The sequence below is a fragment of the Streptomyces sp. NPDC031265 genome (assembly GCF_055570295.1).
In genome coordinates this window covers 179,186-200,465 of record NZ_JBVIHM010000006.1, presented here as the reverse complement: position 1 = coordinate 200,465, position 21,280 = coordinate 179,186, and the positions used below count along the sequence as shown (strand labels likewise).

Here is a 21,280-nt window from a genome sequence, read left to right as displayed (position 1 = left end):
GGCCGGTTCGCGGATCCCCCTCGCAGACTCCACGCACCCATCGTGGCCGCGGCTCTGTCGGTTGCCCTACACCTGCCTTGCGGGCCGGGAGTTCCCGTCCCGGCACCGGGTCGAGCGCGGGTCCAGCGGACCCTGGTACCGACGGTCCCTGGTTCCGGCGGCCGGGTTCCGTCATGATGATGATCATGACGACTGACCGCCGCCAGCTCGCTGATTTCCTGCGCCGCTGCCGTGACCGGGTCACCCCGCAGGACGCCGGACTGCCCGCAGGGCCGCGCCGCCGCACCCCGGGACTCCGGCGCGAGGAGGTTGCGCAGCTCGCCGGGATGTCCGCCGACTACTACATCCGCCTGGAACAGGCCCGGGGACCGCAGCCCTCGCCCCAGATGCTCACCGCGCTGGCCCGCGCACTGCGGCTGAACGACGACGAGCGCGACCATCTGTATCTGCTCGCCGGGCACCGGCCGCCCGTCGCGCACTCGTCCGACGGCGAGGTGAGCCCCGGTCTGCTGCATCTGCTCGAACAGCTCACCAGCACCCCGGCCGTGGTGCTGAGCGACCTCGGTGACGTGCTCGTCCAGAACCCCATGGCGCGGGAGCTCCTGGGTGAGGTGTGCACGGTCACGGAGCACGGCCGCAACGTCGTCTGGCGCTGGTTCACCGAACCGTCCGCCCGTGCCCCGTACCCCGAGGAGGAGCACAGCTACTACAGCCACCTCCACGTGGCGGATCTGCGTGCGGCCGCGGCGCGCCGCTTCGGCGACGCGGAGTCGGCACGGCTGATCTCCCGGCTGCAGAGCGTCAGCCCCGAGTTCACGGCGCTGTGGGAGCTGCACGAGGTGGCCGTGCGCAGACGCGACCGGGTCCGTGTGCTCCACCCGGAGCTCGGCCCGTTCGACCTGTTCTGCCAGGTGCTGCTCGCCCCCGAGGGCGACCACCGCCTGGTGCTCTTCACCCCTCCGCCGGGGAGTACGACCGCGGACCGGCTGGCGCGTTTCGGCGCCTCGCAACTGGGCTGAGGCGCTCTGGTGCGGCAGGGGCGACAGGGCTCACTCGGCGCCGTGGTTCAGACACGGGTACTCCCGGCCGCACCAGCAGCGCCCCTGCACCGGTGTGGTGGCGAGCAGCAGCCGGATCACCTCGTCGACGTCGACGTCGTCCAGCTCGCTGCCCTCCGGGACGAGTTGATACGTACGGGAGAGGAAGTCCGCGACGTCCTCGATCTCGGCGAGGAGGTCCGCGCTGCCCTCGTCCGAGTGCAGCCGGATCCGCAGCCCGTTCTCGCCGTACTGCCAGACCCGCACGTCGCCGAGGCCGACCGGGCAGCGCGAGGTCAGCCCCTCCGCCACGAGATCACGGCCCATGGTCCATGTCGTATGCATGCCATTGCCGCAGACGAATTCCACCGAAACGGCGAGCGGGTCGGCGGGGTCGTAAGCCATCAAGGCCTCCACGGGGGTCATGGCATCACCCTCGTGCAGTAGTTCGACATACAACGGAACGCAGATCTCTTCCATGTCGCCCCCCTCGTCGGGACAGTCACCGGCGGCCGGTCGCCGGGCGTTGTTCGGTATACGCATCTATGACGTACTCAACGGCCGTGATAGTGACCGACTTCGCGAACAAATTCGCCCGCGGATGTGGAAACTGTGCGTACGGTGTCGCAAATTCGCAGGCCCGCACGGATCACTTACCCCGTACGGCGACGGCCGATCTCCTCGTCGAACGGGCTGGTCCCCCGCTCCTGGCGCCTTTACCAGCGGTGCCGCGGGCCCCGGGGCGGGTGGCGCGGCTTGTGGTGAAGGCTTCACAATCCCGGCCGCGGCAGCGCCGATTCGGCCGGAACATTGCGTTCACCGGGGCGTCGTGATCACGACACCGCACCGCCCGCGGCCGCGTCGGTGGCGGCCGCGGGCGGCTGGGGAGGGAGGACGGGCTCAGCAGAACTTGTCCAGCTGTCCCGCTTTCGCCGCGCGGACCATGGCGGCGATCTCGGACCGGGTGTACCGGAGCACCGGTGCGTCGGCGTCCTTCGTATGCGTCACGGCGATCCGCTCCCCGTCCACAGCGAATCCGACGCAATCCTTGGAGTGGTCGAGGTCGCTGAATGACGACTTCTCGAATGCGAGGTGAGGGGCATTGCGGTTGACGTATTCACTGACCTCGACAAGGCGGGAGTGGTCCACGGAAGAGCTCCTTCGTGCAACAGTGGGGGCTGTTCAGCACGTTACGAGCCCAAGTCGACGTATTTCTAGTGCCCTTGACAGATGAACGCGTGATGCGCTAGCGACTCCTGAGAGGTGGACGGGAGCACCTGGGCGCCGGAAGGCCTTACCGGAGGCCGAGGTTGGCGGTGGGCGCGCCGCGCCGCGTCGGGGCGAGCAGTCCGGCCTGGGGCTCGTCGAGCGCGGGCAGCCCGAACAGCTCGGCCTGCGGCGGGCTGAGCGGCGCGTCGAGGATCACCCCTGGGCTCTCCGCGCGCAGCGGGGAGGACGGCGTGGTCAGGGCCGCCGAGCCGAGCTTGTCGTCGGTGAGCGGATCCGTCAGCGGCGCCTTGACCAGCGTCGACGGCAGTTCCGAGGTGACCGGCAGGGCCGACATGAGCGGCGACGGCATCAGCGAGTCGACGACGTGGCGCGGCCCGCCCGGGGAACCCGGCACCGGGATGGGTACGCCAGTGCTCACCGTGGGGGATTCGAACGGCAGCGTCGTCTCCAGACCTTCCAGCGGGACCGCGACGGGTACGGACGACCCGGCCGCGGCGGGCGTGACCGCCGCCGCCGCGGCCATGCACGTCATCATGGCCGCGAGGCCGGCCCTCTTGGTGAGCTTCCTGGGTACTTCCATCCCTCCGGGGCTCGGACCTCTTGACGGACAGGTGCCGCCTGGAAGAACGAGACCGACGAGCCGATCACTCCAAAATTCGCCTGTTCAGCGGAGCGGAAAGGCAACGCCCCGCTCGGAATCGGGGCGTGTTCCGAAGATCCGACGTTCCGATTCATCGATCGGCACATCATTGATGCTCGCCTCGCGGCGGTCCATCAGACCGTTCTCGTCGAACTCCCAGAGCTCGTTTCCGTAACTGCGCCACCACTGCCCCGCCGCGTCCCGGCTCTCGTACTGGAAACGCACCGCGATGCGGTTGCCGTCGAACGCCCACAGCTCCTTGCGCAGCGCGTAGTCGAGCTCGCGCTCCCACTTGGCGGTGAGCAGCTGGACGATCCCGGCCCGCCCGGTGACGAAGGTGTCCCGATTGCGCCAGCGGGAGTCCTCGGTGTACGCGAGCGAGACCTTCTCGGGGTCACGGGTGTTCCAGGCGTCCTCGGCGGCTTGGACCTTCTGCCGGGCGGTATGCAGGTCGAAGGGGGGCAGGGGCGGGCGAGCGGTCATGGCGAGACCTCCGGTCGAATGGCGCCAACGCGAACGGGCAGGGGGAACGAGTGAGAACGAGCGTTCTCCCCGTGGTGCCGCTACTCTAGAGAACGAACGTTCTCAGTTCAAGGAGTGATGAGGCCATGGACAGCGCAGTCGCACGGGAGCGGGTGCTCGACGCCGCCGGGACGCTCTTCTACGGGCGGGGCATCCAGAGCGTCGGCATGGACGAGATCCGCAGCGCCTCCGGTGTCTCGCTCAAGCGCCTCTATGCCCTCTTCCCCGCCAAGGACCAGCTGGTGGAGGCGTATCTGGAGCGCCGGGACACGGTGTGGCGCGGGCGCCTGGCGGAGTACGTCGAGCAGCGCGCGGAGCCGGAGGAGCGGATTCTGGCGGTCTTCGACCATCTGCGCGGCTGGTTCGGCGAGCCCGGCTTCCGCGGTTGCGCATGGATCAACGCGTACGGCGAACTCGGCGCCTCCTCGGCGCGCGTCGCCGCCCAGGCACGCGCCCACAAGAGCGCGTTCCGGGACTACATTGGCTCGCTCGTCGCGGACGCGGGGCTGCCCGAGCGTCTCGCCGACCATCTGGCGCTCCTCGCCGAGGGCGCGATGGTGACCGCCGGCATCTTCCACAGCCCGGACCCCGCGCTCCAGGCCCGCGAAGCGGCGGCCGCGCTGCTGGCGGCGGCGCGGGCCTGAGGCCTCTGCCCAAGGAGGTGGCGACGCTGCCCGGCGCCGACCAGTCGTTCCCGCGCCAGGAGAGAAGCCACCGGCCGCATACGTAGACCGTTACGCGCAGAAGCGGTCGCGCAGGAGACTGAAACGGTCGTACGCGAGGCTGTCCGGGACCGGTCACCTCCGGTTCCGGGCGGCTCTCGCCCGGAAGTGAACAGACCTTCACGCGGCGTTCAACAGCTGGTCACCAGGTGTTGGTCGAATCCGGTACGGGACGATCACCACCATGATCTCCATGTCGTTCACCCCGTACAACTCACCGGCACCAGGTGGCGCTTCCTTCCCACGGTGCAGACCGTCGCCCGCCAGGGCCCTCGCAGGGCTGCTCGCCCTCGCCGTCGCGGCCGTCTCCCTCCTTCTCGCCGCGCCCTCGTCGTACGCGAGCGGCCCGCTGGCGTCCACGCGCGCTCTCGTCGGCGCCGAGCAGGTGCTGTTCCGCTCCGGTGTGGGCGGTTACGGCTGCTATCGCATTCCGGCCCTGGTGAAGACGAAGGCGGGCAGCCTGCTCGCGTTCGCGGAGGGGCGCAAGTCTCCCACCTGCGCCGATCGCGGCGACATCGATCTGGTGATGCGCCGCTCCACCAATGACGGCCGCACCTGGGGCCCGGCGCATGTGGTTCTGGAGGGCAGCCCGGCCGACGGTACGGCGCCCTTCACCCGGGGCAATCCGGCGCCCGTGGTGGACCGCGAGACCGGCTCGGTGTTCCTCCTGACCACCTCCAACGAGCAGACGCCGACCGGCCTGCGGCTCCCCTGGGTGCAGCGGAGCGACGACGACGGGGTGAGCTGGGGCGCACCCAAGGCGCTGCCCACCTTCACCGGCGCCAACGCCGGCTGGTTCGCCACCGGCCCCTCGCACGGCGTCCAGCTGACCGAAGGCGCGCACGCCGGACGCCTGGTGGTCGGCGCCCACCAGAACCCCGACGCGACGACCCGTTACGCGGGGGTCCTCTACAGCGACGACCACGGCACCACCTGGCAGGCGAGCTCCACCGCCAACTCGTATGTGGCGGGCGCGGTCAAGCCCGGCGAGGTCTCCGTGACCGAGCTTCCCGGCGGCAGCGTGTATCTGGCGGCCCGCAACGAGATCGGCGGCAGCGCCAACCACCGCACCCGCGCGGTGAGCACCGACGGCGGCACCACGGTCCCCGCCTCCACGGTCATCCCGGGTCTGATCACCCCGGAGGTGCAAGGCTCGGCGCTCACCCTGCGCCAGACGTATCAGCGCACGCCCGGCGACACCATGGTCTTCTCGGCGCCGTCGGACCCTTCCGACCGCAAGCTGATGAAGATCCGTTACTCCACCGACCAGGGCACCACGTGGACGGCGGCTTCCAACGGTCTGATCAGCAACGACCGGGCTTCCTACTCCGACCTCGCCGAGCTGGACACGGGTGAGCTCGGCCTGCTCTACGAGGGCGGCCCGAGCAACTCCGCCGACGAGATCCGCTTCAACGTGACCACGCCGGGCGCACTCGGGATACCGGGCACGTTCACCGGCAAGGGCTCCCCGCAGAAGAGCCCGACGGCCGGCCGCACCAGCCCCGACGCCGGTCCTGACGCCAACGACGCCTACCTCCAGGGCAACGCGGCCCTCGGCGGCGGCCGGTTCGGGCAGGGCCTGGTCCTGGACGGCACGGGCGACTACGCCGACGTGCCGTACGCCAAGACGATCGACCCGGGCGCGGGCGACTTCACGTACTCCCTGTGGTTCAAGTACGCGGCGACGACCGCGAGCAAGCAGCAGGCGCTGTTCTGGGCGTACGGGCAGGGCAGCACCAAGCCGCAGGTGTGGCTGCGCTCCCAGCCCGCCGACGACCGGCTCTACGCCTGGGTGCAGGGCGCGGGCGGCGGCGCCTGGCTCGCGCTGCCCGACGACTCGTCGGCCGTGGCGTTCGGCGACGACCAGTGGCACCACGCGGCGCTGATCCGCTCGGGCGCGCAGATCCGGCTGACCGTCGACGGCACGGTGACCGAAACGGCGACCGGCGTGTCCGGCTCGGTCACGGACGCGCCGCAGAACGGCGTCGAGGGGATCCGTATCGGCGCCAAGTCGGACACGGGGGTGAGCGACGCGTTCGGCGGCGCGATCGACGAATTCCGCGTCTACCGCTCGGCGTTGACGGATGCAGGGCTCGCTCAGGTGCGTGCCAACGCGACGGAGCTGGACACGGACGCGGCCACCCGTTCGATGGGGGCGCGGCTGCCCTTCCAGGTGATCGACACCGCGGTCGTCCCGGACCGGCGCCGCATCACCATCGAGGACGACGTCTCCGGCCACTGCGCCAGCGGCACCCTGCTCGGCGGTGTGCCGACCCTGCCGGCGGGCCGGATCGGGTCGTTGGCGGCGACCGTCGACAGCACCCACCCGGGCACGGAGACCGGGTTCTCGCCGACGCTGGACGTCGGCGCGGGCGACTTCACGTACAGCCTGTGGTTCCGGTACGCGGCGGGTTCGACCACGCCGGACCAGGCGCTGGTGTGGGCGTACGGGACGGGGAGCAGCAGCCCGCAGCTGTGGGTGCGCGCCCAGCCGTCGCAGGACCGGCTCTACGCCTGGGTGCAGACGGACACGGGCACGGCGGCCGTCGCGCTGCCGGACACCACGTCGACGAGGTCGTTCGGGGACGGGGCCTGGCATCTGATGACGCTGACCCGGTCGGCCGACAAGGTCTCGCTCGGCGTGGACGCCCGTACGCCGGTCACGGTGAGCGGTCTGACCGGCTCGCTGACGCCCGCGCAGGGCAGCGGCCAGCAGGGGGTGCGGGTCGGCTCGAAGCTCGACAACACGAGTGTGTTCGACGGTGACGTGGACGAGTTCAGGATCTACCACCGGGCGCTGGCGACGGCGGAGATCTCGACGGTGGCGGGTTCCACGGCGGGCTCCTCCGGTTCCTACCCGGCCGATCTTCCGGCGCTGTGGTGGTCGTTCGAGAACCAGTACACGGGCGCCAAGGACGTGGTGCGGCCCGCGGCGGGTCCGGCGACCCCGGACTCGACGGTCCACTGCGGCCACGGTTTCGTGCGCGGCGGCGCGGCGACCGTGCCGGGGAGGTTCGGTAACGCGCTTGCCTTCGACGGGTCGAACGACGCCGTCGACCTGCCGTACGGCGCGGCCACCGCGCTCGGCTCGGCCGACTTCACCGTCAGCACCTGGCTCAAGTACTCGGCCACCACCGCCAGTCCGGACCAGGTGCTGGTGTGGGCGTACGGGACGGGCGCCTCGGAGCGGCAGATCTGGCTGCGGGCGCAGCCCGCGCAGGACCGGCTGTACGCCGCGTTCGAGACGGACACGGCGACCACGGTGGTGGCGGCGGTGGACGACTCGGGGGCGGCCGGTTTCGGCGACGGTGCCTGGCATCACGTGGCCCTGCAACGGGCGGACGGACAGCTCCGGCTGATCGTCGACGGGGTGACGCTGGGCAGTGCGGCGGCCCCGGCGGGCTCGGTGACCACGGGTGACACGTACGCCGTGGACGGCTTCCGCCTGGGCGCGAAGCCGGACGGGACCAACCCTCTGACCGGCTCGCTGGACGAGTTCCGGATCATCCGCAAGGCGCTGTCGGGGGACGAGCTGACGACGCTGCGCACGCAGAACAGCCTGCCGGGGACGGCGACTTCGACGTGGCTGCCGTTCCAGGTGACCACGGGTACGGAGTTCGGACGCATGTAGCTATGTAGCTATGTAGCCTGCGGGTACGAATGTGGTGGCCGTCCGTCGCTCTGCGCGGCGGGCGGCCGTCCGCGCGAGTGGGGAGCAGTGGGATGACCGAGGCACGACCGCGTAATGCCGCCCAGAGCCGGGCCGAGGAGATCCTGGACGAGGTGACGGCGTCCGGCGAGGAGACCGGCGTCCAGGTGGCGGCCCATCTCGACGGCGAACTCGTCGTGGACGCGTGGGCGGGCCTGGCCGATGTGGAGGGCGGCCGTCCGATGGAGGCGGAGACGCTGGTGCCTTCGTGGTCGACGGGGAAGGGGGTCGCGGCGGCGCTGGTGGCGGTCCTGGTGGACCGGGGAAGGGTGGGCTACGACACCCCGATCGCCGAACACTGGCCGGAGTTCGGGGCGCGGGGCAAATCGGGGATCACCCTTGGCCACGTCCTGTCGCACTCGGCGGGGCTGCCGCAGCTGCCCCCCGACGTGACCCCGGAGGAACTGTTCGACGTGGCGGCGGTCGGGGACTGGCTGGCCGGGCAGGCACCGCTGTGGGAGCCGGGCACGGCGAGCGGCTACCACGGCTGGACGTACGGCGTACTGCTGGCGGAGGCCCTGCGCCGGGCCACCGGCCGTACGTGCGACGAGCTGCTGCGGGAGGAGCTGGCGGCGCCGCTCGGGGTGGCGGACTCGCTGCTGTTCTCGGTCCCTGACCACTTGGTGGACCGGGTGGCCACGTGCTATGACGGCGGCTGGTCGGCGTACTTGGACCGTATGCCGTCGGGCTCCCCCTTCTTCACCTTCGCCCCTCGTCCGGTGCTGCCGGTGGCCGCGCTGGCCAACCGCGCCGACTTCCGCCGGGCGGCGCTCCCGGCCAACGGGACGATGACGGCCCGGGCGGCGGCCCGGGTGTACGCGGCGCTGGCCTGCGGCGAGCTGGACGGCGTACGCCTGATGTCGGAAGCCACCCTGAAGGAGGCGACGACCCCGAGGACGAGCGGCGAGGACCGCTCCCTGGGCTTCCCGTTGTTGAAGGGCTACGGCTTCATGCTGGGCGGCGCGGGCTCGGTGGTGCGCTCCCCCGACGGCGGCTTCGGCACAAACGGCTCAGGCGGCAGCGCCGCCTCCGCCGACCCGGCCCACCGCTTCTCCTTCGCCGTGACGAAGAACCGGATGAGCGTGAACGGGCTGGACAAGCGGCTCTTCCGGGAGGTGCGGGGGGCGCTGGGCATCGGCGGGGGCTGAGCGCCGGCGGAGCTCTTCGTCGGCCGGCCGGGCTCATCCCATGGCGGGGTCAGCGGCCCGTTAGCTCCCGCAGGTCCGCCGTGAGCCGGTCCGCGTGGGTGACGAACAGGCCGTGACCGGCGTCCTCGTACACGTGGTAAGTGCTGCCCGGGATCAGGCGGGCGGCCCGCTCCCCCGTCAGCGCGATCGGCGCGGACGCGTCGTGCGTGCCGTGGACGACCAGGACCGGGATGTCGATCTTGGCGAGTTCGGGGGCGACGTTCAGGGTCACGACGAGGTCGCCGAGGGCGTTGGCGGCGCGGGCCGTGGCGCCGGCGCAGCGGTTCTCCCAGTACTGGACGTGGGCGGGCGAGACGTCGTTGCCCGGGCGGTCCAGGGCGAAGAACGCGGCGGCGCCGTCGGCGAAGAAGCCCGGGCGGTCCTTGCGGAAGACCGCGTTCCCGGCGGCGATGAGGGCGGGGTCCACGCCCTCGGGGTGGTCGGCCGAGCGGGCCGGGCCGGGCGCCATCCCGGCCACCAGGGCGACCCGCGCCACCCGCCCGCTGCCGTGCAGGGTCAGGTAGCGGACGACCTCGGCGGTGCCGATCGAGTGTCCGACCAAGGTGATGTCGGTGAGGTCGAGATGGTCGAGGAGCGCGCCGACGTCCCCGGCCAGGGTGTCGAGGTCGAAGCCGTCCCACACGTCGTCGGACCGCCCGTGCCCGCGCCGGTCGAGCCCGACGCACCGGTAGCCGTCGGCGGCCAGCGGGAGCATCTGGAACTCCCACATCTCCGTACCGAAGTAGGAGCTGTTGACGAAGACGATCGTCCGGCCCTCGCGCGGCCCGTCGTCGACGTAGTGCAGGCGGGTGCCGTCGGTGCTGGTCTCGAAGTACGGCATGGCGCTGGGTCCTTCCCCGTGGGTGACCGCCTCGCGCGGCGGTGCTTGTGTGATCAATCGTGCGGGGAGCGGGGCCCGTTGGCGATTACCTCGCTGGTCATGCCCGGCCACTGATCGTTTAGCCTGACCGTGTGAACGACACCGTCGCGGGGACGCAGGGGTACGGCGCTGACGCCGACGCGTTGGCCGAGCTGTACGAGAGCGTGACCTTCGAGGAGGTCCACGGCGGTCTGCTGCACCTCTACCCGGCCCCGCCCGTACGGACCCTGGACCTCGGCGCCGGGACCGGTCGGGACGCGGCCGCACTGGCCCGCCTCGGCCACACGGCCACGGCCGTCGAGCCGACCGCCGAACTCCGCCTCCACGGCGAGCGGTTGCATCCGGAACCCGCTCTGACCTGGCTCGACGACGCGCTGCCGGACGTGCCGGTGCTCACCGAGCTCGGCGAGCGGTTCGACCTGATCCTGCTCACGGCGGTGTGGATGCACCTGGACGCCGCCGAGCGCGCCCGGGGCATGCGGGCCGTCGCCGCGCTGCTCGCGCCCGGCGGCACGCTGGCGATGACCGTACGCAGCGGCCCGGTGCCGTCCGGGCGGCGCATGTTCGACGTGCCGGAGGCCGAGACCCTCACGCTCGCCGAGGCGGCGGGGCTGCGAGTCGCCCACCGGGGCAGCCGCGCCGATCTGCACGGCCGCCCCGGGGTGCGGTGGTCGGAGCTGGTGTTCACCGCCCCCTAGCGGGAAGCGGACCAAAGCCAGAACCGGAACCGGAACCCGCGCTCAGCCGGTCGCCACCCCCGCCAGCGCACTCCTCTCCGCCCCCACATTCGTCTCCGCCTTCAGATACCCGTGGTCCAGCAGCCACTTCACATTGAGCTTCTGGCCCTCGCCCGGGTCGACGAACGTCGGGTCCAGCTTCACCTGTTCGCCGCCACCACGCTGCTCGAACCAGGGCGCGATCCGGCCCTCCCAGACGGTGAAGCTCTTGGTCACCTCGTACGCGTGGTACGCACACGGGTAAGCCGCCTCACGCGTGATCAGGCTCTGCGGCGGCAGCGCCCGGCGGCCGTAACCCGCCCCGGCCGGCGCGAGGAACGCGCCGTACTCGGAGCCGAAGCGGTCCAGGTCCTCACCCACGTGCAGCCGTACCACCCGCTTGTCGAGGCTGCCGTCGGGGCGGTTGGCGAAGCCGTCGTTGGGCGGGTACTTCCAACTGCCCGCCGTGGTGTCCCAGTAGGTGGCGAGGAACGCCGTCGGGCTGAGGCGGCCGGTGCGGTGGTAGCCGAAGAGCAGCGGGCCGACCGGGTCCTGCCAGGGCTTCGGCAGGTACTGCGGGCCGAGGCGCTCGTCACCCTCGTACATGCCCGAGCAGGCCGCCGGGGCAACCGGTGGCGACGCGGTCCTGGCGCTAGCGGCCGTGCCCTCGGCGGGCGCGGCCGCCTGCGCCGGGGCGGCGCCGATCAGCCCGGTCGCGGCGAGCGCGGCGGTGGACGCGCCGATGCCCATGAGGACACGCAGCCTGCGGAACGGATTCACCGATGAACCTCCTGAAAGGTGATGGCCAGGGGGACGGCCAACGCGGACGAGCAACGTGATGGGCCCTCACATCCAGCGGTGGTGGCGACACTTGGAGATCTCCTCCGCGCAATTAGGCCGAAAGATCACCACCCGGGCCGGAAGCGCACCATTGTGCCGTGGAGTGACGTGTAGTGACGGACGGCACGCGGAGCGGCACCGCTCTCGGGTACTTGACGCGTGACCCCCGAGGCGCTTTCATCCAGCCAGTGCAGGGCCCACGCGGCCCGGCGCTTCGAGAGGTGCGCCCAGCCGGTAGCGGATCCCGACCCGATCCGGAGTCCGGCCCGAGTCGCCAGGACGTGTGTCCCGCGTCCGAGGCGGGGCGCATCCGCGAAGGGATGGACGACCATGCCCGCCGGTCAGGACCGCACCAGCAAGCCCCACCCCGCCCCGGGTCTCCCGCGCCGCCGGGTGCTGCGCACCGGAGCAGGCGTCGTCGCCGGGGCCGCGACCCTTCCCCTGCTCGACGCCTGCGCCTCGACCACCTCCGACGGCGTCGGCGCCGACGGCCGCGTCAACATCGAGATGTGGCACGGCCAGAACGAGATCGGTGCCAAGGCGGTCGAAGGGCTGGCCGCCGACTTCAACCGCTCGCAGTCCCGCATCCGGGTGAAGGCGAGCGGCGGCGGCGTGGTCGCGGACGCGATGCTCCAGAAGGTGACGGCCGCGCTGGCGGCCGGTGCCTATCCCGACATCGCGTACATCTTCGGCTCGGACCTCGCGAGCATCGCCCGCAGCCCGAAAGTCGTCGATCTGACCGGCGCGCTGCACGACGGCTCGCCGCCGTGGAACGACTTCTGGCCCTCCGTCAGGGAGGCGGTCACCCTGCACGGCAAGGTACGGGCCGCGCCCTCGCTGCTCGACTCGCTGGCCGTCGCCTGCAACACCACACTCTTCCGGCGCGCCGGAATCCCGCTGCCCAAACCCGGCTGGACCTGGCCCGAGTTCGTGGCCACCGCCAGGAAGCTCACCGACGCCGGACACGGCGTCTTCGGCACCGGCTGGCCCGGCGCGGGCGACGAGGACACCGTGTGGCGGCTGTGGCCGATGGTGTGGGACCTCGGCGGCGATGTGATCGGCCCCGACGGCAAGAGCATCGGCTTCGCCGACGCCGGACGGCGGGCCCTGGAGACCGTCGCCCAACTGGTCGCCGACAAGAGCGTCTACATCGACCCCAAGCCCGGCAGCGAGCAGATGTACCAGGTGTTCACCTCCGGCCGGATGGGCATGGTGATCACCGGACCGTGGCAGCTGCCCAACATCGTGGAGTCCAAGCTGCCGTACGACGTGGTGCCCATGCCCACCTACAGCGGAAAGCCGCTGACCATCTCCGGGCCCGACACCTGGACCGTCTTCGACAACGGCAAGGCGCGTGCCCGGGCGGCCGTGGAGTTCGTCCGCTGGCTGATCACTCCCGCGCAGGACGTGCGCTGGGACGTAGGGGGCGGCAGTCTGCCGCTGAGCAGACAGACCGAGGCCGAGAGCGCCTGGCAGCGGCACTCCGCCGACACCGTCGGCCTCCCGGTGTTCACCAAGGCCCTGGAGACCGCCAGGGTGCGGCCCATCCACCCCGCCTATCCGCAGATCTCGCAGGCCACCGGTGAGGCCGTGGTATCCGTGCTGCTCGGCCGCGCCTCCCCCGCCAAGGCGGTGCGCCGGTGCGCCGACAAGGCGGACGCCGCCCTGCTGATTCCCCGATGAGGAGGGTCGTCGTGGACCGAGGATCCCGTACGGGCGCACCCCGCCCGCTCACCCTGGCGCCAGGCGACCGGGAGCCCGCCGAACGGCGCCGCGCCCGGCGTCGGCGGGCGCGCGGCGAGCAGGCCACCGCCTGGGCGTTCATCACCCCGTCGGTCCTGGTCATCCTGGGGCTGAGCGTGGTGCCGGTCGTCTGGTCGCTGCTGCTGTCGTTCCGCGCCGACGACCTGGTCACCCCCGGCCGCTGGGTCGGCTTCGACAACTACCGGGCCCTGTCGAAGGACCCCGGATTCCGCAAGGCCGTCGAGAACACCCTGACGTACGCGGGCCTGTATGTGCCGCTGAGCCTGGCCGGCGGGCTCGCGCTGGCCCTCGCGCTGAACCGGCGGATCCGGTTCGTCGGCGTCTACCGCACCCTCGTCTTCATACCGTTCGTCGTCTCGGCCGCCGTGCAGGGCGTGCTGTTCTCCTTCATCTTCGACCCGCAGTTCGGCGCGGCCAACTCGATCCTGCACAAGCTGGGCGTCTCGCCGCAGGGCTTCCTGACCGACCCCGGCCAGTCGCTGTACGTCCTGCTGGCGATCTCGCTGTGGAGCGGGATCGGCTTCTGCGTCGTCGTCTTCCTCGCCGCGCTCCAGGACGTACCCGCCGAACTCGTCGAGTCGGCACGCCTGGACGGGGCGAGCCGGGCGCAGGTCCTGCGGTATGTCACGCTGCCGACGCTCGCCCCGGTCACCGCGTTCCTGGTGCTGTGGCAGCTCATCACCGCGCTCCAGGTGTTCGACCTGGTGTACGTGACGACCAAGGGCGGTCCGCTGGAGTCGACCACGGTCATCGTGTACTTCGTCTGGCAGCAGGCGTTCCGCACCTTCACCGCGGGCTACGGCGCCGCCGCCGCATACGTACTCGCCGTCGCCCTGCTCCTCGCGGGCACAGCCGTGACCCTCTACCGCCGCCACCGGGAGCGCACCACCGGTGCCGCACCCGGACTGCGGCGCGCGGAAGGAGTGGCCCGATGACCGCCTCCACCGTGGTCACCGAGGGCGCCGCACCCGCGGCCGCCCCGGCGGCGCGCACCACTCGGCGACGCCGACTGCCGTTCAGCGCCTGGCACTTGCTGCTCGCGCCGCTCTCGCTCTGCTTCGCGCTGCCGCTGGTGTGGCTGGTGCTCAGCTCGTTCATGACCAACGCCGAGATCAACCGGTTCCCGCCGGCGCTGTGGCCCAAGGGGATCGACTTCGGCGGGTACCGCTATGTGCTGGGCAACGCGATGTTCCCGCGCTGGTTCGCCAACTCGTGCATCGTCTCGGTCGTCGCCGTCGGCTCGAACCTGGTGCTCGGGGCGCTCGGCGGATACGCGTTCGCCCGGATGCGGTTCCGGGGTTCGCGGGCGCTGCTCGCGCTGATGCTGGCGACGATGGTGATCCCCTTCCAGCTGACGATGATCCCCACGTTCCTGGTGATGAAGTGGCTGGGGCTGATCGACACGCTGGGCGCGCTGATCGTGCCCTCGCTGGTCACGCCGTTCGCGGTGTTCCTCTTCCGGCAGTTCTTCCTCGGGCTGCCCAGGGAGATGGAGGAGGCCGCCTGGATCGACGGCTGCTCACGGCTGCGGGTGCTCTTCTCGATCGTGGCGCCGCTGGCCCGGCCCGCGCTGGCCACGGTCGCGGTACTGACCTTCCTCGCCACCTGGAACGACCTGTCCTGGCCGCTGATCGCCATCAACCACGACACCCAGTACACCCTCCAGCTGGGGCTGACCACCTTCCAGGGGCAGCACCACACCCAGTGGGCGGCGGTGATGGCGGGCAACGTCATCACGGTGCTGCCGGTGCTGCTCGCCTTCCTGTTCGCCCAGCGGACCTTCATCCAGTCGTTGACGTCGAGCGGGCTGAAGGGCTGACGCGGGCCGGGCGTCCGCCCGGCCGACGCCACCCGGAGCCGCCGCTCCCCTTGCATCCCGTCACTCGACTCCCCCGGACCAGAAAGCCCTTCGCCATGCCTTCACCACCCGCGCCCCCACCACCGGCGCCCCCGCCTTCCGCGCGCCCCTTCGACCTGCTCGTCGTGGGCGACGCCAACCCGGACGTGGTCCTCGGCCCGGTGCCGCGCGACCTCGCGTACGGCCAGCGCGAACACCTCGTCGAGCGGGCCGACCTCGTCCTCGGCGGCTCCGCCGCGATCATGGCGTGCGGCGCGGCCCGGCTCGGGCTGCGCGTGGCGTTCGCGGGCCGCGTCGGCGACGACCCGGCGGGCGCCTTCGTCCGTACGGCCCTGGCCGCACGCGGAGTCGACACCTCGGCCCTGACCACCGACCCCGAACGGGCCACCCCGCTCACCGCGGTCCTCACCCGGGGCGCCGACCGGGCGATCCTCACCGCGCCGGGGTGTCTGACCGCGACCGGACCCGGGGACGTCCCCGAGGCGCTGCTCGCCGGGACCCGGCACGTCCACGCGGCCTCGTTCTTCCTGATGCCGCGGCTCGCCGGGGCGCTTGCCGAGATGTTCGCGCGGGCGCGCGAGCTCGGCGCGACCACCTCGCTCGACACCAACGACGACCCGTCCGGCCGCTGGGACCCGGAACTGCTCGACCCGGTCCTGAAGGTGACGGACCAGGTACTGCCCAACGCGGCCGAGGCGCGCGCCATGACCGGGGTCGCCAAGGGCGTGGCCGAGGCGGCGGCCGCACTGGCCCGGCGCGGCCCGCTCGTCGTGGTCAAGAACGGCGCCGAGGGGGCGCTCGCGCACGACGGAACGCGGGTCACCACGGCTCCCGCCCTGGCCGTCGAGCCGCTCGACACGGTCGGGGCGGGGGACAGCTTCGACGCCGGATTCGTCGCCGCCGTACTGCGCGGGCTCGGCCTCGCGGACGCGCTGGCCTTCGCAGCGGCCTGCGGCTCGCTGTCCACCCGCGGCCGCGGCGGCACCGCGGCCCAGCCCACCTGGGACGAGGCCGTCGCCCGCGTTCCGAGCACGGGAGTCACCGGAGTCACGAGAGTTACCGGAGTTTCCGCATGACCGAGACGACGACCGAGACGACTGGAGTCACCGAGATGGCCGAACCGGCCGAAGTGAAGATCGCCTTCATGGGCGCGGGCAGCGTGGTGTTCACCCAGGGGCTGCTGGCCGACCTGTTCGCCTTCCCCGAGTTCACCCGGCTGCGGATCGCGCTGCACGACATCGACCCCGAGCGGCTGGCGACCAGCGAGGCGGCGGCCCGGCACATCGCGGGGGCGCTGAAGGTCGCGCCCGTCATCACCGCGCACCCCGACCGGCGCGGCGCGCTCGACGGCGCGCACTTCGTCATCAACACCGTCCAGGTCGGCATGAACGCGGCGACCCGCACCGACTTCGCCGTCCCCGCCCGCTACGGGCTGCGCCAGACCATCGGGGACACGCTCGGCGTCGGCGGCATCTTCCGGGCCCTGCGCACCTTCCCGGTGCTGCGGTCGATCGCCGAGGACATGGCCGAACTCTGCCCGGACGCGTGGCTGTTGAACTACACCAACCCGATGGCGATGAACCTCCTCTATCTGCACCGGATCGCCCCCCGGCTGAAGGCGGTGGGCCTGTGCCACTCGGTGTACTGGACGATGCACGACCTGGCCGAGCTGGTCGGCGTGGACTTCTCCGAGGTGTCGTACCTGGCCGCCGGGATGAACCACCAGGCGTGGGTGCTGCGCTTCGAGCGCGACGGCCGGGATCTGCACCCGCTCCTGGACGCCGCCATCGAGAAGGACCGCGAACTGCTGCGCCGCGTCCGCGTGGACATGTACCGCAGGCTCGGCCACTACCCCACCGAGACCAGCGAGCACTCCTCCGAATACGTGCCGTGGTACCTGCACCACGACAGCGAGGTGGAGCGGCTGCGGCTGCCGATCGGCGCGTACCTCGACATCATCGAGGACAACACGGTCAGCTACGAGCGCACCCGCAGCGCCCTGGCGGCGGGGCGGCCGCTGCCGGTCGAGGGCACCATGGAGTACGCCCCGCAGATCGTCCACAGCATGGTGACGGGCACGGTCCGCACGATCTACGGCAACGTCCCCAACGACGGTCTGATCAGCAATCTGCCGACCGATGCGGTGGTCGAAGTCCCGTGTCTGGTGGACGCGTCGGGCGTGCAGCCGACCCACGTCGGCGCGCTCCCGCCGCAGTGCGCGGCACTGAACCGTACGTACGCGAGCGTCACCGATCTGGTGGTCCGGGCCGCCACCGAGGGCGAGCCCCGACATGTGCGGCACGCCGCGATGACCGACGCGGCGACCGCCGCCACGCTGCCGGTGGAGCGGATCTGGGACCTGTGCGACGATCTCGTCCAGGCCCACGGGGAGCTGCTCCAGCCCGAGTTGAGGGTGCTGCTCGGGCACTGAGGGCGGCGCCTCAGTACGCCACGGTGAACCTCGTCCGGTGGTGGCGGGGCTCCTCGGCCTCGTCGAGGAGTGCCACCGCGAGGTCCTCCATGGAGATCGCGGACTCGCCCCGGTCGTCCACCAGGAGCTCGTCGGCGCCGAGCCGGTAGGTGCCGGTGCGCTCGCCCGGCTCCAGGAGGGCGGCCGGGCTGAGGTAGGCCCAGTCGACCTCGGTCTCGGCGCGCCAGACGGCGAGCTGCTCGGTGCACGCCTGCGCGATGGGCCGCCAGTCGGCCGGGAAGTCGGGGTCGTCGACGACGGTGGCGCCGCCGGCGCCGGGCAGCGTCAGGGTGGCGGCGCCGCCGACGACCAGTACCCGCACTCCGGTTCCGGCGAGCCCGGCCAGGAGCGCCTTGGTCACCGTGACGAGGTCGCCCTCGCTGCCCGGGGCGGGCCGGGTGGCGCTGATGACCAGATCCTGTCCGGCGCTCAGCTCGGCTATGTCGTCGACGTTCTGCGCGTCGCCGGTACGGGCGACGGCGGCCGGGTGGAGGTCGGGGAAGCGGGCCCGGTCACGCACGACGGCGGTGACCTCGTGCCCCCGGGCGACGGCCTCGGCCACGACACGGCTGCCGACGTTCCCCGCGGCTCCGAAGACGGTGATACGCATGAGTGTCCGCTCCTTCTGGTTCGTCCGGTCGCGCTGGAAGGTTTCTCTTAGCGCTAAGGGAAAAGTACCTCACCACTAAGAGATTGGCTAGTGTGGGTCCGTGACCGACCATGTGGACCTCCTGCTCGCGCAGTGGGGCGAGCGCCGCCCCGACCTCGATGTATCGCCGATGGCGGTGATCGGGCGGCTGAAACGCCTCTCCCGGCTCATCGAGACCGAGCTGCGCCGCACCTTCGCCGAGCACGGCCTCGACCCCGCCTCCTTCGACGTGCTCGCGACCCTGCGCCGCAGCCCGCCGCCCCATCTGCTCACCCCCGCCGAGCTGATGCGCTCCGCGATGGTGACCTCGGGCGCCGTCTCGCAGCGCCTCGACCGGCTGGAGGCGCGCGGCCTGGTGACCCGCTCCCCGAGTGCGACCGACGGCCGGGTCGTCGAGGTCGCCCTCACCGCCGAGGGCCGCGCGCTCATCGACCGGGCGCTGCCCGACCACCTCGCCACGGAGGAACGGCTGCTCGCCGCCCTCGGCGCGGACCGGCGGGACGCACTCGCGGGGACCCTGCGCGAACTCCTCGAATCCCTCGGGGACGGCGTCGACTGACCCGGCCCCCGGACCGCCCGGAAGGGGCCGTGCTAGACGACGGATGGAGTACGGCCGACGGGCGTGGGCACGCGCTGGAGGAGACAGTGGAGACGGCGTCGGCCCGCACGGGCCAGGTCCCGGGCGCGGAGCCGACGCCCCGCCCATCGGCCCGGAGCAGGGCCGGAGCAGCCAGGAGGTCCCGATGACCCAGCCCCCGTACCCCGATCCCAACCCGCCGACGCCGGGGCCCACCCCGGGCCCCGGTCCGACCCCCGGCCCGCCCGATCCCGCGCCGCCGACGCCCACTCCGGGGCCGACGCCCGGCCCGCCCGCGCCGGGGCCGGGACCGCTGCCGGGGCCCCTGCCCGTGCCGGAGCCGGATCCCGTACCCAACCCGCCGGGGCCCGACCCCGTACCGGAACCGATGCCCTCGCCGGGTCCGCTGACCTGACGCCGGGGCAGCTCCCGGCTACATCCCGCCCGCCACCCGCATGACGGTCCCCGTCGCGTACGAGGCGTCGTCGGAGAGCAGCCACGCGACCGCTCCGGCGATCTCGTCCGGCCGCCCGGCCCGGCCCATCGGGATGGCGTCGGCGAGCTTCGCGGGGCGCTCGGGGTCCTCGTGGAAGCCGGTCCAGATGATGCCCGGCGCCACACAGTTGACCCGGATGCCGTCGGCCGCGACCTCCTTGGAAAGCCCGACCGTCATGGCGTCGACGGCCGCCTTGGTGGCGGCGTAGTGCACGTACTGCCCGGGGCTGCCCAGGGTGGCCGCGGCCGAGGAGATGTTGACTATGGCCCCGCCGCCCCGCGCCGCCATGTCGCGCACGGCCCGGCGGGCGCAGAGCAGATAGCCCAGCACATTGACGTCGATGGCCCGGCGCATCCCCTCCGCGTCGGCGTCGGCGAGACGGCCGTTGGGGCCGCTGACCCCCGCGTTGTTGACGAGCCCGGTGACCGGGCCGAGCGTGGCAGCGGCGTCGAAGAGCCGGTCCACGGAGGCCTCGTCCGCCGTGTCGACCGCCACCGCCAGGCTCTTGCGACCCGCCGCGCGCACCTCCTCGGCGACGGCTTCGGCGGCCGCGGCGTCCGAGCGGTAGCCCACGACCACGTCGTGGCCGTCGGCGGCCAGACGGGCGCAGACCGCGGCGCCGATACCGCGGCTGCCGCCGGTGACGACGGTGACGGACTTCTGCTCCACAACGAACCTCCGGCGCCGAGCGGGCGACCACTCCGAATGGAAGTGATCTTCCACCATCGTAGGTTCCGGCACTGACAACGCCCCGGGAGCCCTGTGTACGGACGGCGGCGCACCCGCCCGAGCGAGTTGGCGGGAATCCGTTGGATGCTGGCACTCCCGCCACTTCTCCGGCACACGCGCACGCCATAACGTCGGCCGGGGCCCCCGTCCGGGAGCCTCGCACCCGTACGAAAGTGCCCAGCTCGTGACGAAGTTCCTCCTCACCGTGCACATCCTGGCCGCGATCCTCGCCGTCGGACCGGTCGCCGTGGCCGCCAGCATGTTCCCGCCCACCGCCCGGCGGGCACTGGCCGCGCCCGACGACGCGCAGGCGCTGGCGTCGGTGCGGCTGCTGTACCGGATCTGCCGGGTCTACGCCGCCGTGGGTGTCGCGGTGCCCGTCTTCGGGTTCGCCACGGCGAACAACATGCACATCCTCGGCGACACCTGGCTGATCGTCTCCATCGTGCTGACGACGCTCGCGGCGGGCGCGCTGATCGCGCTCGTCCTGCCCCGCCAGGACGCGATACTCACCGAGCTCGACGCGGCCTCCACGGGCGCGCCGACCGGGCCGGTAACCGCCGTCGACGTACGCCGGACCGTCCGACTGGCCATGTTCACCGGGGTGTTCAACCTCCTGTGGGCGGCGGTGACCGTCCTCATGATCCTGCGGCCCGGCTCCACCACCGGAGGCTGACGGCCGGGCGGCCGGGCTTCCGCGCGGAAACGTTTCCGGCCGCCCGGGTGCGCCCCGACGACTCGCCCCCGCCGAGTGGGGCAGGCTGGAAGGCGAATCACCCTCGGCAAGGGAGGACGCAGTGGCTCCGAAACCCGGAGAAGGCGGCGCGGTGGAGATCAGCCCGACCGGCTGGGTGGCCAAACAGGCCCAGCTGTACGAGGAGTCGGGCGGCACCCAAGGAACGACCCTGCACGGCGCGCCCTGTCTGCTCCTGGACTACGTCGGCCGTCGCACCGGCACCGTACGGCGCACCGTGCTGATCTACGGGCGCGACGGCGACGACCATCTGATCGTGGCCTCCAAGGGCGGATCCGACGACCACCCGCTCTGGTACCTCAACCTCGTGGACGAGCCGGACGTCAGCGTCCGGGTCGGCACCGAGCGGTTCCCGGCCCGCGCCGAGACCCTCTCCCCGGAGGAGAAGACCCGGGTGTGGCCGCACTTGGTGGAGGTGTTCCCGCCGTACGCGGAGTACCAGAACAAGACCGAGCGGGACATCCCCGTCGTACGGCTGCGGCGCACGGACCGCTGACGGC

General features: G+C 72.0%; 21 protein-coding genes. 13 read left to right on the top strand and 8 right to left on the bottom strand.

Annotated elements, in window-relative coordinates; all coding sequences use genetic code 11:
• Positions 1-176 precede the first annotated feature (176 nt).
• Positions 177-1,019, top strand: a complete 843-nt coding sequence (locus ACZ499_RS12665) for a helix-turn-helix transcriptional regulator (protein WP_468404850.1) — start codon at positions 177-179, stop codon at positions 1,017-1,019.
• 30 nt (positions 1,020-1,049) lie between these two features.
• Here the strand turns inward: ACZ499_RS12665 and ACZ499_RS12660 are convergent, their stop codons facing one another.
• The 4 genes from ACZ499_RS12660 to ACZ499_RS12645 all read right to left on the bottom strand — a co-directional run bounded on the left by ACZ499_RS12660 (position 1,050) and on the right by ACZ499_RS12645 (position 3,390).
• The gene (locus ACZ499_RS12660) at positions 1,050-1,442 is read right to left on the bottom strand and encodes an SsgA family sporulation/cell division regulator (protein WP_468404526.1); all 393 of its coding nucleotides are present in this window, start codon (positions 1,440-1,442) and stop codon (positions 1,050-1,052) included.
• A gap of 495 nt (positions 1,443-1,937) precedes the next feature.
• Positions 1,938-2,186, bottom strand: coding sequence for a DUF397 domain-containing protein (locus ACZ499_RS12655; protein WP_385539178.1), 249 nt, complete (start codon positions 2,184-2,186; stop codon positions 1,938-1,940).
• 145 nt (positions 2,187-2,331) lie between these two features.
• On the bottom strand, positions 2,332-2,847 hold the full coding sequence (locus ACZ499_RS12650) for a hypothetical protein (protein ID WP_468674374.1): 516 nt from the start codon (positions 2,845-2,847) through the stop codon (positions 2,332-2,334).
• An 84-nt stretch (positions 2,848-2,931) separates the two neighbouring features.
• Positions 2,932-3,390 carry a nuclear transport factor 2 family protein gene (locus ACZ499_RS12645; protein WP_468674373.1) on the bottom strand — a complete coding sequence of 153 codons (459 nt, stop codon included), beginning with the start codon at positions 3,388-3,390 and terminating at the stop codon, positions 2,932-2,934.
• Positions 3,391-3,515: 125 nt separating this feature from the next.
• On the opposite strand from ACZ499_RS12645, the gene ACZ499_RS12640 reads away from it, so the two are divergent.
• From ACZ499_RS12640 to ACZ499_RS12630, 3 genes are all read left to right on the top strand, one after another.
• Positions 3,516-4,073 (top strand): TetR/AcrR family transcriptional regulator, encoded by a 558-nt coding sequence (locus ACZ499_RS12640; protein ID WP_468674371.1) that lies wholly within the window; start codon positions 3,516-3,518, stop codon positions 4,071-4,073.
• Between the two features lie 262 nt (positions 4,074-4,335).
• On the top strand, positions 4,336-7,782 hold the full coding sequence (locus ACZ499_RS12635) for a LamG-like jellyroll fold domain-containing protein (protein WP_468674370.1): 3,447 nt from the start codon (positions 4,336-4,338) through the stop codon (positions 7,780-7,782).
• A 92-nt stretch (positions 7,783-7,874) separates the two neighbouring features.
• Positions 7,875-9,008: a serine hydrolase domain-containing protein gene (locus ACZ499_RS12630; RefSeq protein WP_468674367.1), complete on the top strand. Its 1,134-nt coding sequence runs from the start codon at positions 7,875-7,877 to the stop codon at positions 9,006-9,008.
• A 49-nt stretch (positions 9,009-9,057) separates the two neighbouring features.
• Here ACZ499_RS12630 and ACZ499_RS12625 read toward each other — a convergent pair whose 3' ends face one another.
• Entirely contained in the window at positions 9,058-9,888 is an 831-nt protein-coding gene (locus tag ACZ499_RS12625) for an alpha/beta fold hydrolase (protein ID WP_468674365.1), read from the bottom strand.
• A gap of 131 nt (positions 9,889-10,019) precedes the next feature.
• Here ACZ499_RS12625 and ACZ499_RS12620 point away from each other — a divergent pair, with 131 nt between their 5' ends.
• Complete coding sequence (locus ACZ499_RS12620) at positions 10,020-10,625, top strand: class I SAM-dependent methyltransferase (protein ID WP_468674363.1); 606 nt, start codon at positions 10,020-10,022, stop codon at positions 10,623-10,625.
• A gap of 42 nt (positions 10,626-10,667) precedes the next feature.
• Here ACZ499_RS12620 and ACZ499_RS12615 read toward each other — a convergent pair whose 3' ends face one another.
• Positions 10,668-11,393, bottom strand: a complete 726-nt coding sequence (locus tag ACZ499_RS12615) for a TNT domain-containing protein (RefSeq protein ID WP_468674559.1) — start codon at positions 11,391-11,393, stop codon at positions 10,668-10,670.
• Positions 11,394-11,813: 420 nt separating this feature from the next.
• On the opposite strand from ACZ499_RS12615, the gene ACZ499_RS12610 reads away from it, so the two are divergent.
• From ACZ499_RS12610 to melA, 5 genes are all read left to right on the top strand, one after another.
• Positions 11,814-13,166 (top strand): ABC transporter substrate-binding protein, encoded by a 1,353-nt coding sequence (locus tag ACZ499_RS12610; RefSeq protein ID WP_468674361.1) that lies wholly within the window; start codon positions 11,814-11,816, stop codon positions 13,164-13,166.
• Between the two features lie 11 nt (positions 13,167-13,177).
• Positions 13,178-14,182: a carbohydrate ABC transporter permease gene (locus ACZ499_RS12605; protein WP_468674359.1), complete on the top strand. Its 1,005-nt coding sequence runs from the start codon at positions 13,178-13,180 to the stop codon at positions 14,180-14,182.
• Entirely contained in the window at positions 14,179-15,066 is an 888-nt protein-coding gene (locus ACZ499_RS12600; RefSeq protein WP_468674357.1) for a carbohydrate ABC transporter permease, read from the top strand. The genes ACZ499_RS12605 and ACZ499_RS12600 overlap by 4 nt, the downstream gene beginning before the upstream one ends.
• Positions 15,067-15,161: 95 nt before the next feature.
• Positions 15,162-16,181, top strand: a complete 1,020-nt coding sequence (locus tag ACZ499_RS12595) for a carbohydrate kinase family protein (RefSeq protein ID WP_468674355.1) — start codon at positions 15,162-15,164, stop codon at positions 16,179-16,181.
• On the top strand, positions 16,178-17,536 hold the full coding sequence (gene melA, locus ACZ499_RS12590) for an alpha-galactosidase (RefSeq protein WP_468674353.1): 1,359 nt from the start codon (positions 16,178-16,180) through the stop codon (positions 17,534-17,536). Before ACZ499_RS12595 ends, melA begins: the two co-directional genes overlap by 4 nt.
• Positions 17,537-17,546: 10 nt before the next feature.
• Here melA and ACZ499_RS12585 read toward each other — a convergent pair whose 3' ends face one another.
• Positions 17,547-18,185, bottom strand: coding sequence for an NAD(P)-dependent oxidoreductase (locus tag ACZ499_RS12585; RefSeq protein ID WP_468674349.1), 639 nt, complete (start codon positions 18,183-18,185; stop codon positions 17,547-17,549).
• 100 nt (positions 18,186-18,285) lie between these two features.
• Between ACZ499_RS12585 and ACZ499_RS12580 the strand changes: the two genes are divergently transcribed.
• Positions 18,286-18,783, top strand: a complete 498-nt coding sequence (locus tag ACZ499_RS12580) for a MarR family winged helix-turn-helix transcriptional regulator (protein ID WP_468674347.1) — start codon at positions 18,286-18,288, stop codon at positions 18,781-18,783.
• A gap of 451 nt (positions 18,784-19,234) precedes the next feature.
• On the opposite strand, the gene ACZ499_RS12575 is transcribed toward ACZ499_RS12580, so the two are convergent.
• Positions 19,235-19,966, bottom strand: coding sequence for an SDR family NAD(P)-dependent oxidoreductase (locus tag ACZ499_RS12575; RefSeq protein ID WP_468674346.1), 732 nt, complete (start codon positions 19,964-19,966; stop codon positions 19,235-19,237).
• A gap of 244 nt (positions 19,967-20,210) precedes the next feature.
• Here ACZ499_RS12575 and ACZ499_RS12570 point away from each other — a divergent pair, with 244 nt between their 5' ends.
• Together ACZ499_RS12570 and ACZ499_RS12565 are read left to right on the top strand one after the other, a co-directional pair.
• Positions 20,211-20,702, top strand: coding sequence for a DUF2269 family protein (locus ACZ499_RS12570; RefSeq protein WP_468404556.1), 492 nt, complete (start codon positions 20,211-20,213; stop codon positions 20,700-20,702).
• 121 nt (positions 20,703-20,823) lie between these two features.
• Entirely contained in the window at positions 20,824-21,276 is a 453-nt protein-coding gene (locus ACZ499_RS12565) for a nitroreductase family deazaflavin-dependent oxidoreductase (RefSeq protein ID WP_468674344.1), read from the top strand.
• The last annotated feature ends 4 nt before the right edge of the window (positions 21,277-21,280 follow it).

Excerpts from the sequence above, each read along its gene's own strand:
- ACZ499_RS12635 (WP_468674370.1), top strand. The coding sequence starts at position 4,336 with ATGATCTCCATGTCGTTCACCCCGTACAACTCACCGGCACCAGGTGGC.
- ACZ499_RS12585 (WP_468674349.1), bottom strand. The coding sequence starts at position 18,185 with ATGCGTATCACCGTCTTCGGAGCCGCGGGGAACGTCGGCAGCCGTGTC.
- ACZ499_RS12665 (WP_468404850.1), top strand. The coding sequence starts at position 177 with ATGATGATCATGACGACTGACCGCCGCCAGCTCGCTGATTTCCTGCGC.
- ACZ499_RS12600 (WP_468674357.1), top strand. The coding sequence starts at position 14,179 with ATGACCGCCTCCACCGTGGTCACCGAGGGCGCCGCACCCGCGGCCGCC.
- ACZ499_RS12610 (WP_468674361.1), top strand. The coding sequence starts at position 11,814 with ATGCCCGCCGGTCAGGACCGCACCAGCAAGCCCCACCCCGCCCCGGGT.
- ACZ499_RS12595 (WP_468674355.1), top strand. The coding sequence starts at position 15,162 with ATGCCTTCACCACCCGCGCCCCCACCACCGGCGCCCCCGCCTTCCGCG.
- melA (WP_468674353.1), top strand. The coding sequence starts at position 16,178 with ATGACCGAGACGACGACCGAGACGACTGGAGTCACCGAGATGGCCGAA.
- ACZ499_RS12615 (WP_468674559.1), bottom strand. The coding sequence starts at position 11,393 with ATGGGCATCGGCGCGTCCACCGCCGCGCTCGCCGCGACCGGGCTGATC.
- ACZ499_RS12640 (WP_468674371.1), top strand. The coding sequence starts at position 3,516 with ATGGACAGCGCAGTCGCACGGGAGCGGGTGCTCGACGCCGCCGGGACG.
- ACZ499_RS12660 (WP_468404526.1), bottom strand. The coding sequence starts at position 1,442 with ATGGCTTACGACCCCGCCGACCCGCTCGCCGTTTCGGTGGAATTCGTC.
- ACZ499_RS12625 (WP_468674365.1), bottom strand. The coding sequence starts at position 9,888 with ATGCCGTACTTCGAGACCAGCACCGACGGCACCCGCCTGCACTACGTC.
- ACZ499_RS12630 (WP_468674367.1), top strand. The coding sequence starts at position 7,875 with ATGACCGAGGCACGACCGCGTAATGCCGCCCAGAGCCGGGCCGAGGAG.
- ACZ499_RS12650 (WP_468674374.1), bottom strand. The coding sequence starts at position 2,847 with ATGGAAGTACCCAGGAAGCTCACCAAGAGGGCCGGCCTCGCGGCCATG.
- ACZ499_RS12645 (WP_468674373.1), bottom strand. The coding sequence starts at position 3,390 with ATGACCGCTCGCCCGCCCCTGCCCCCCTTCGACCTGCATACCGCCCGG.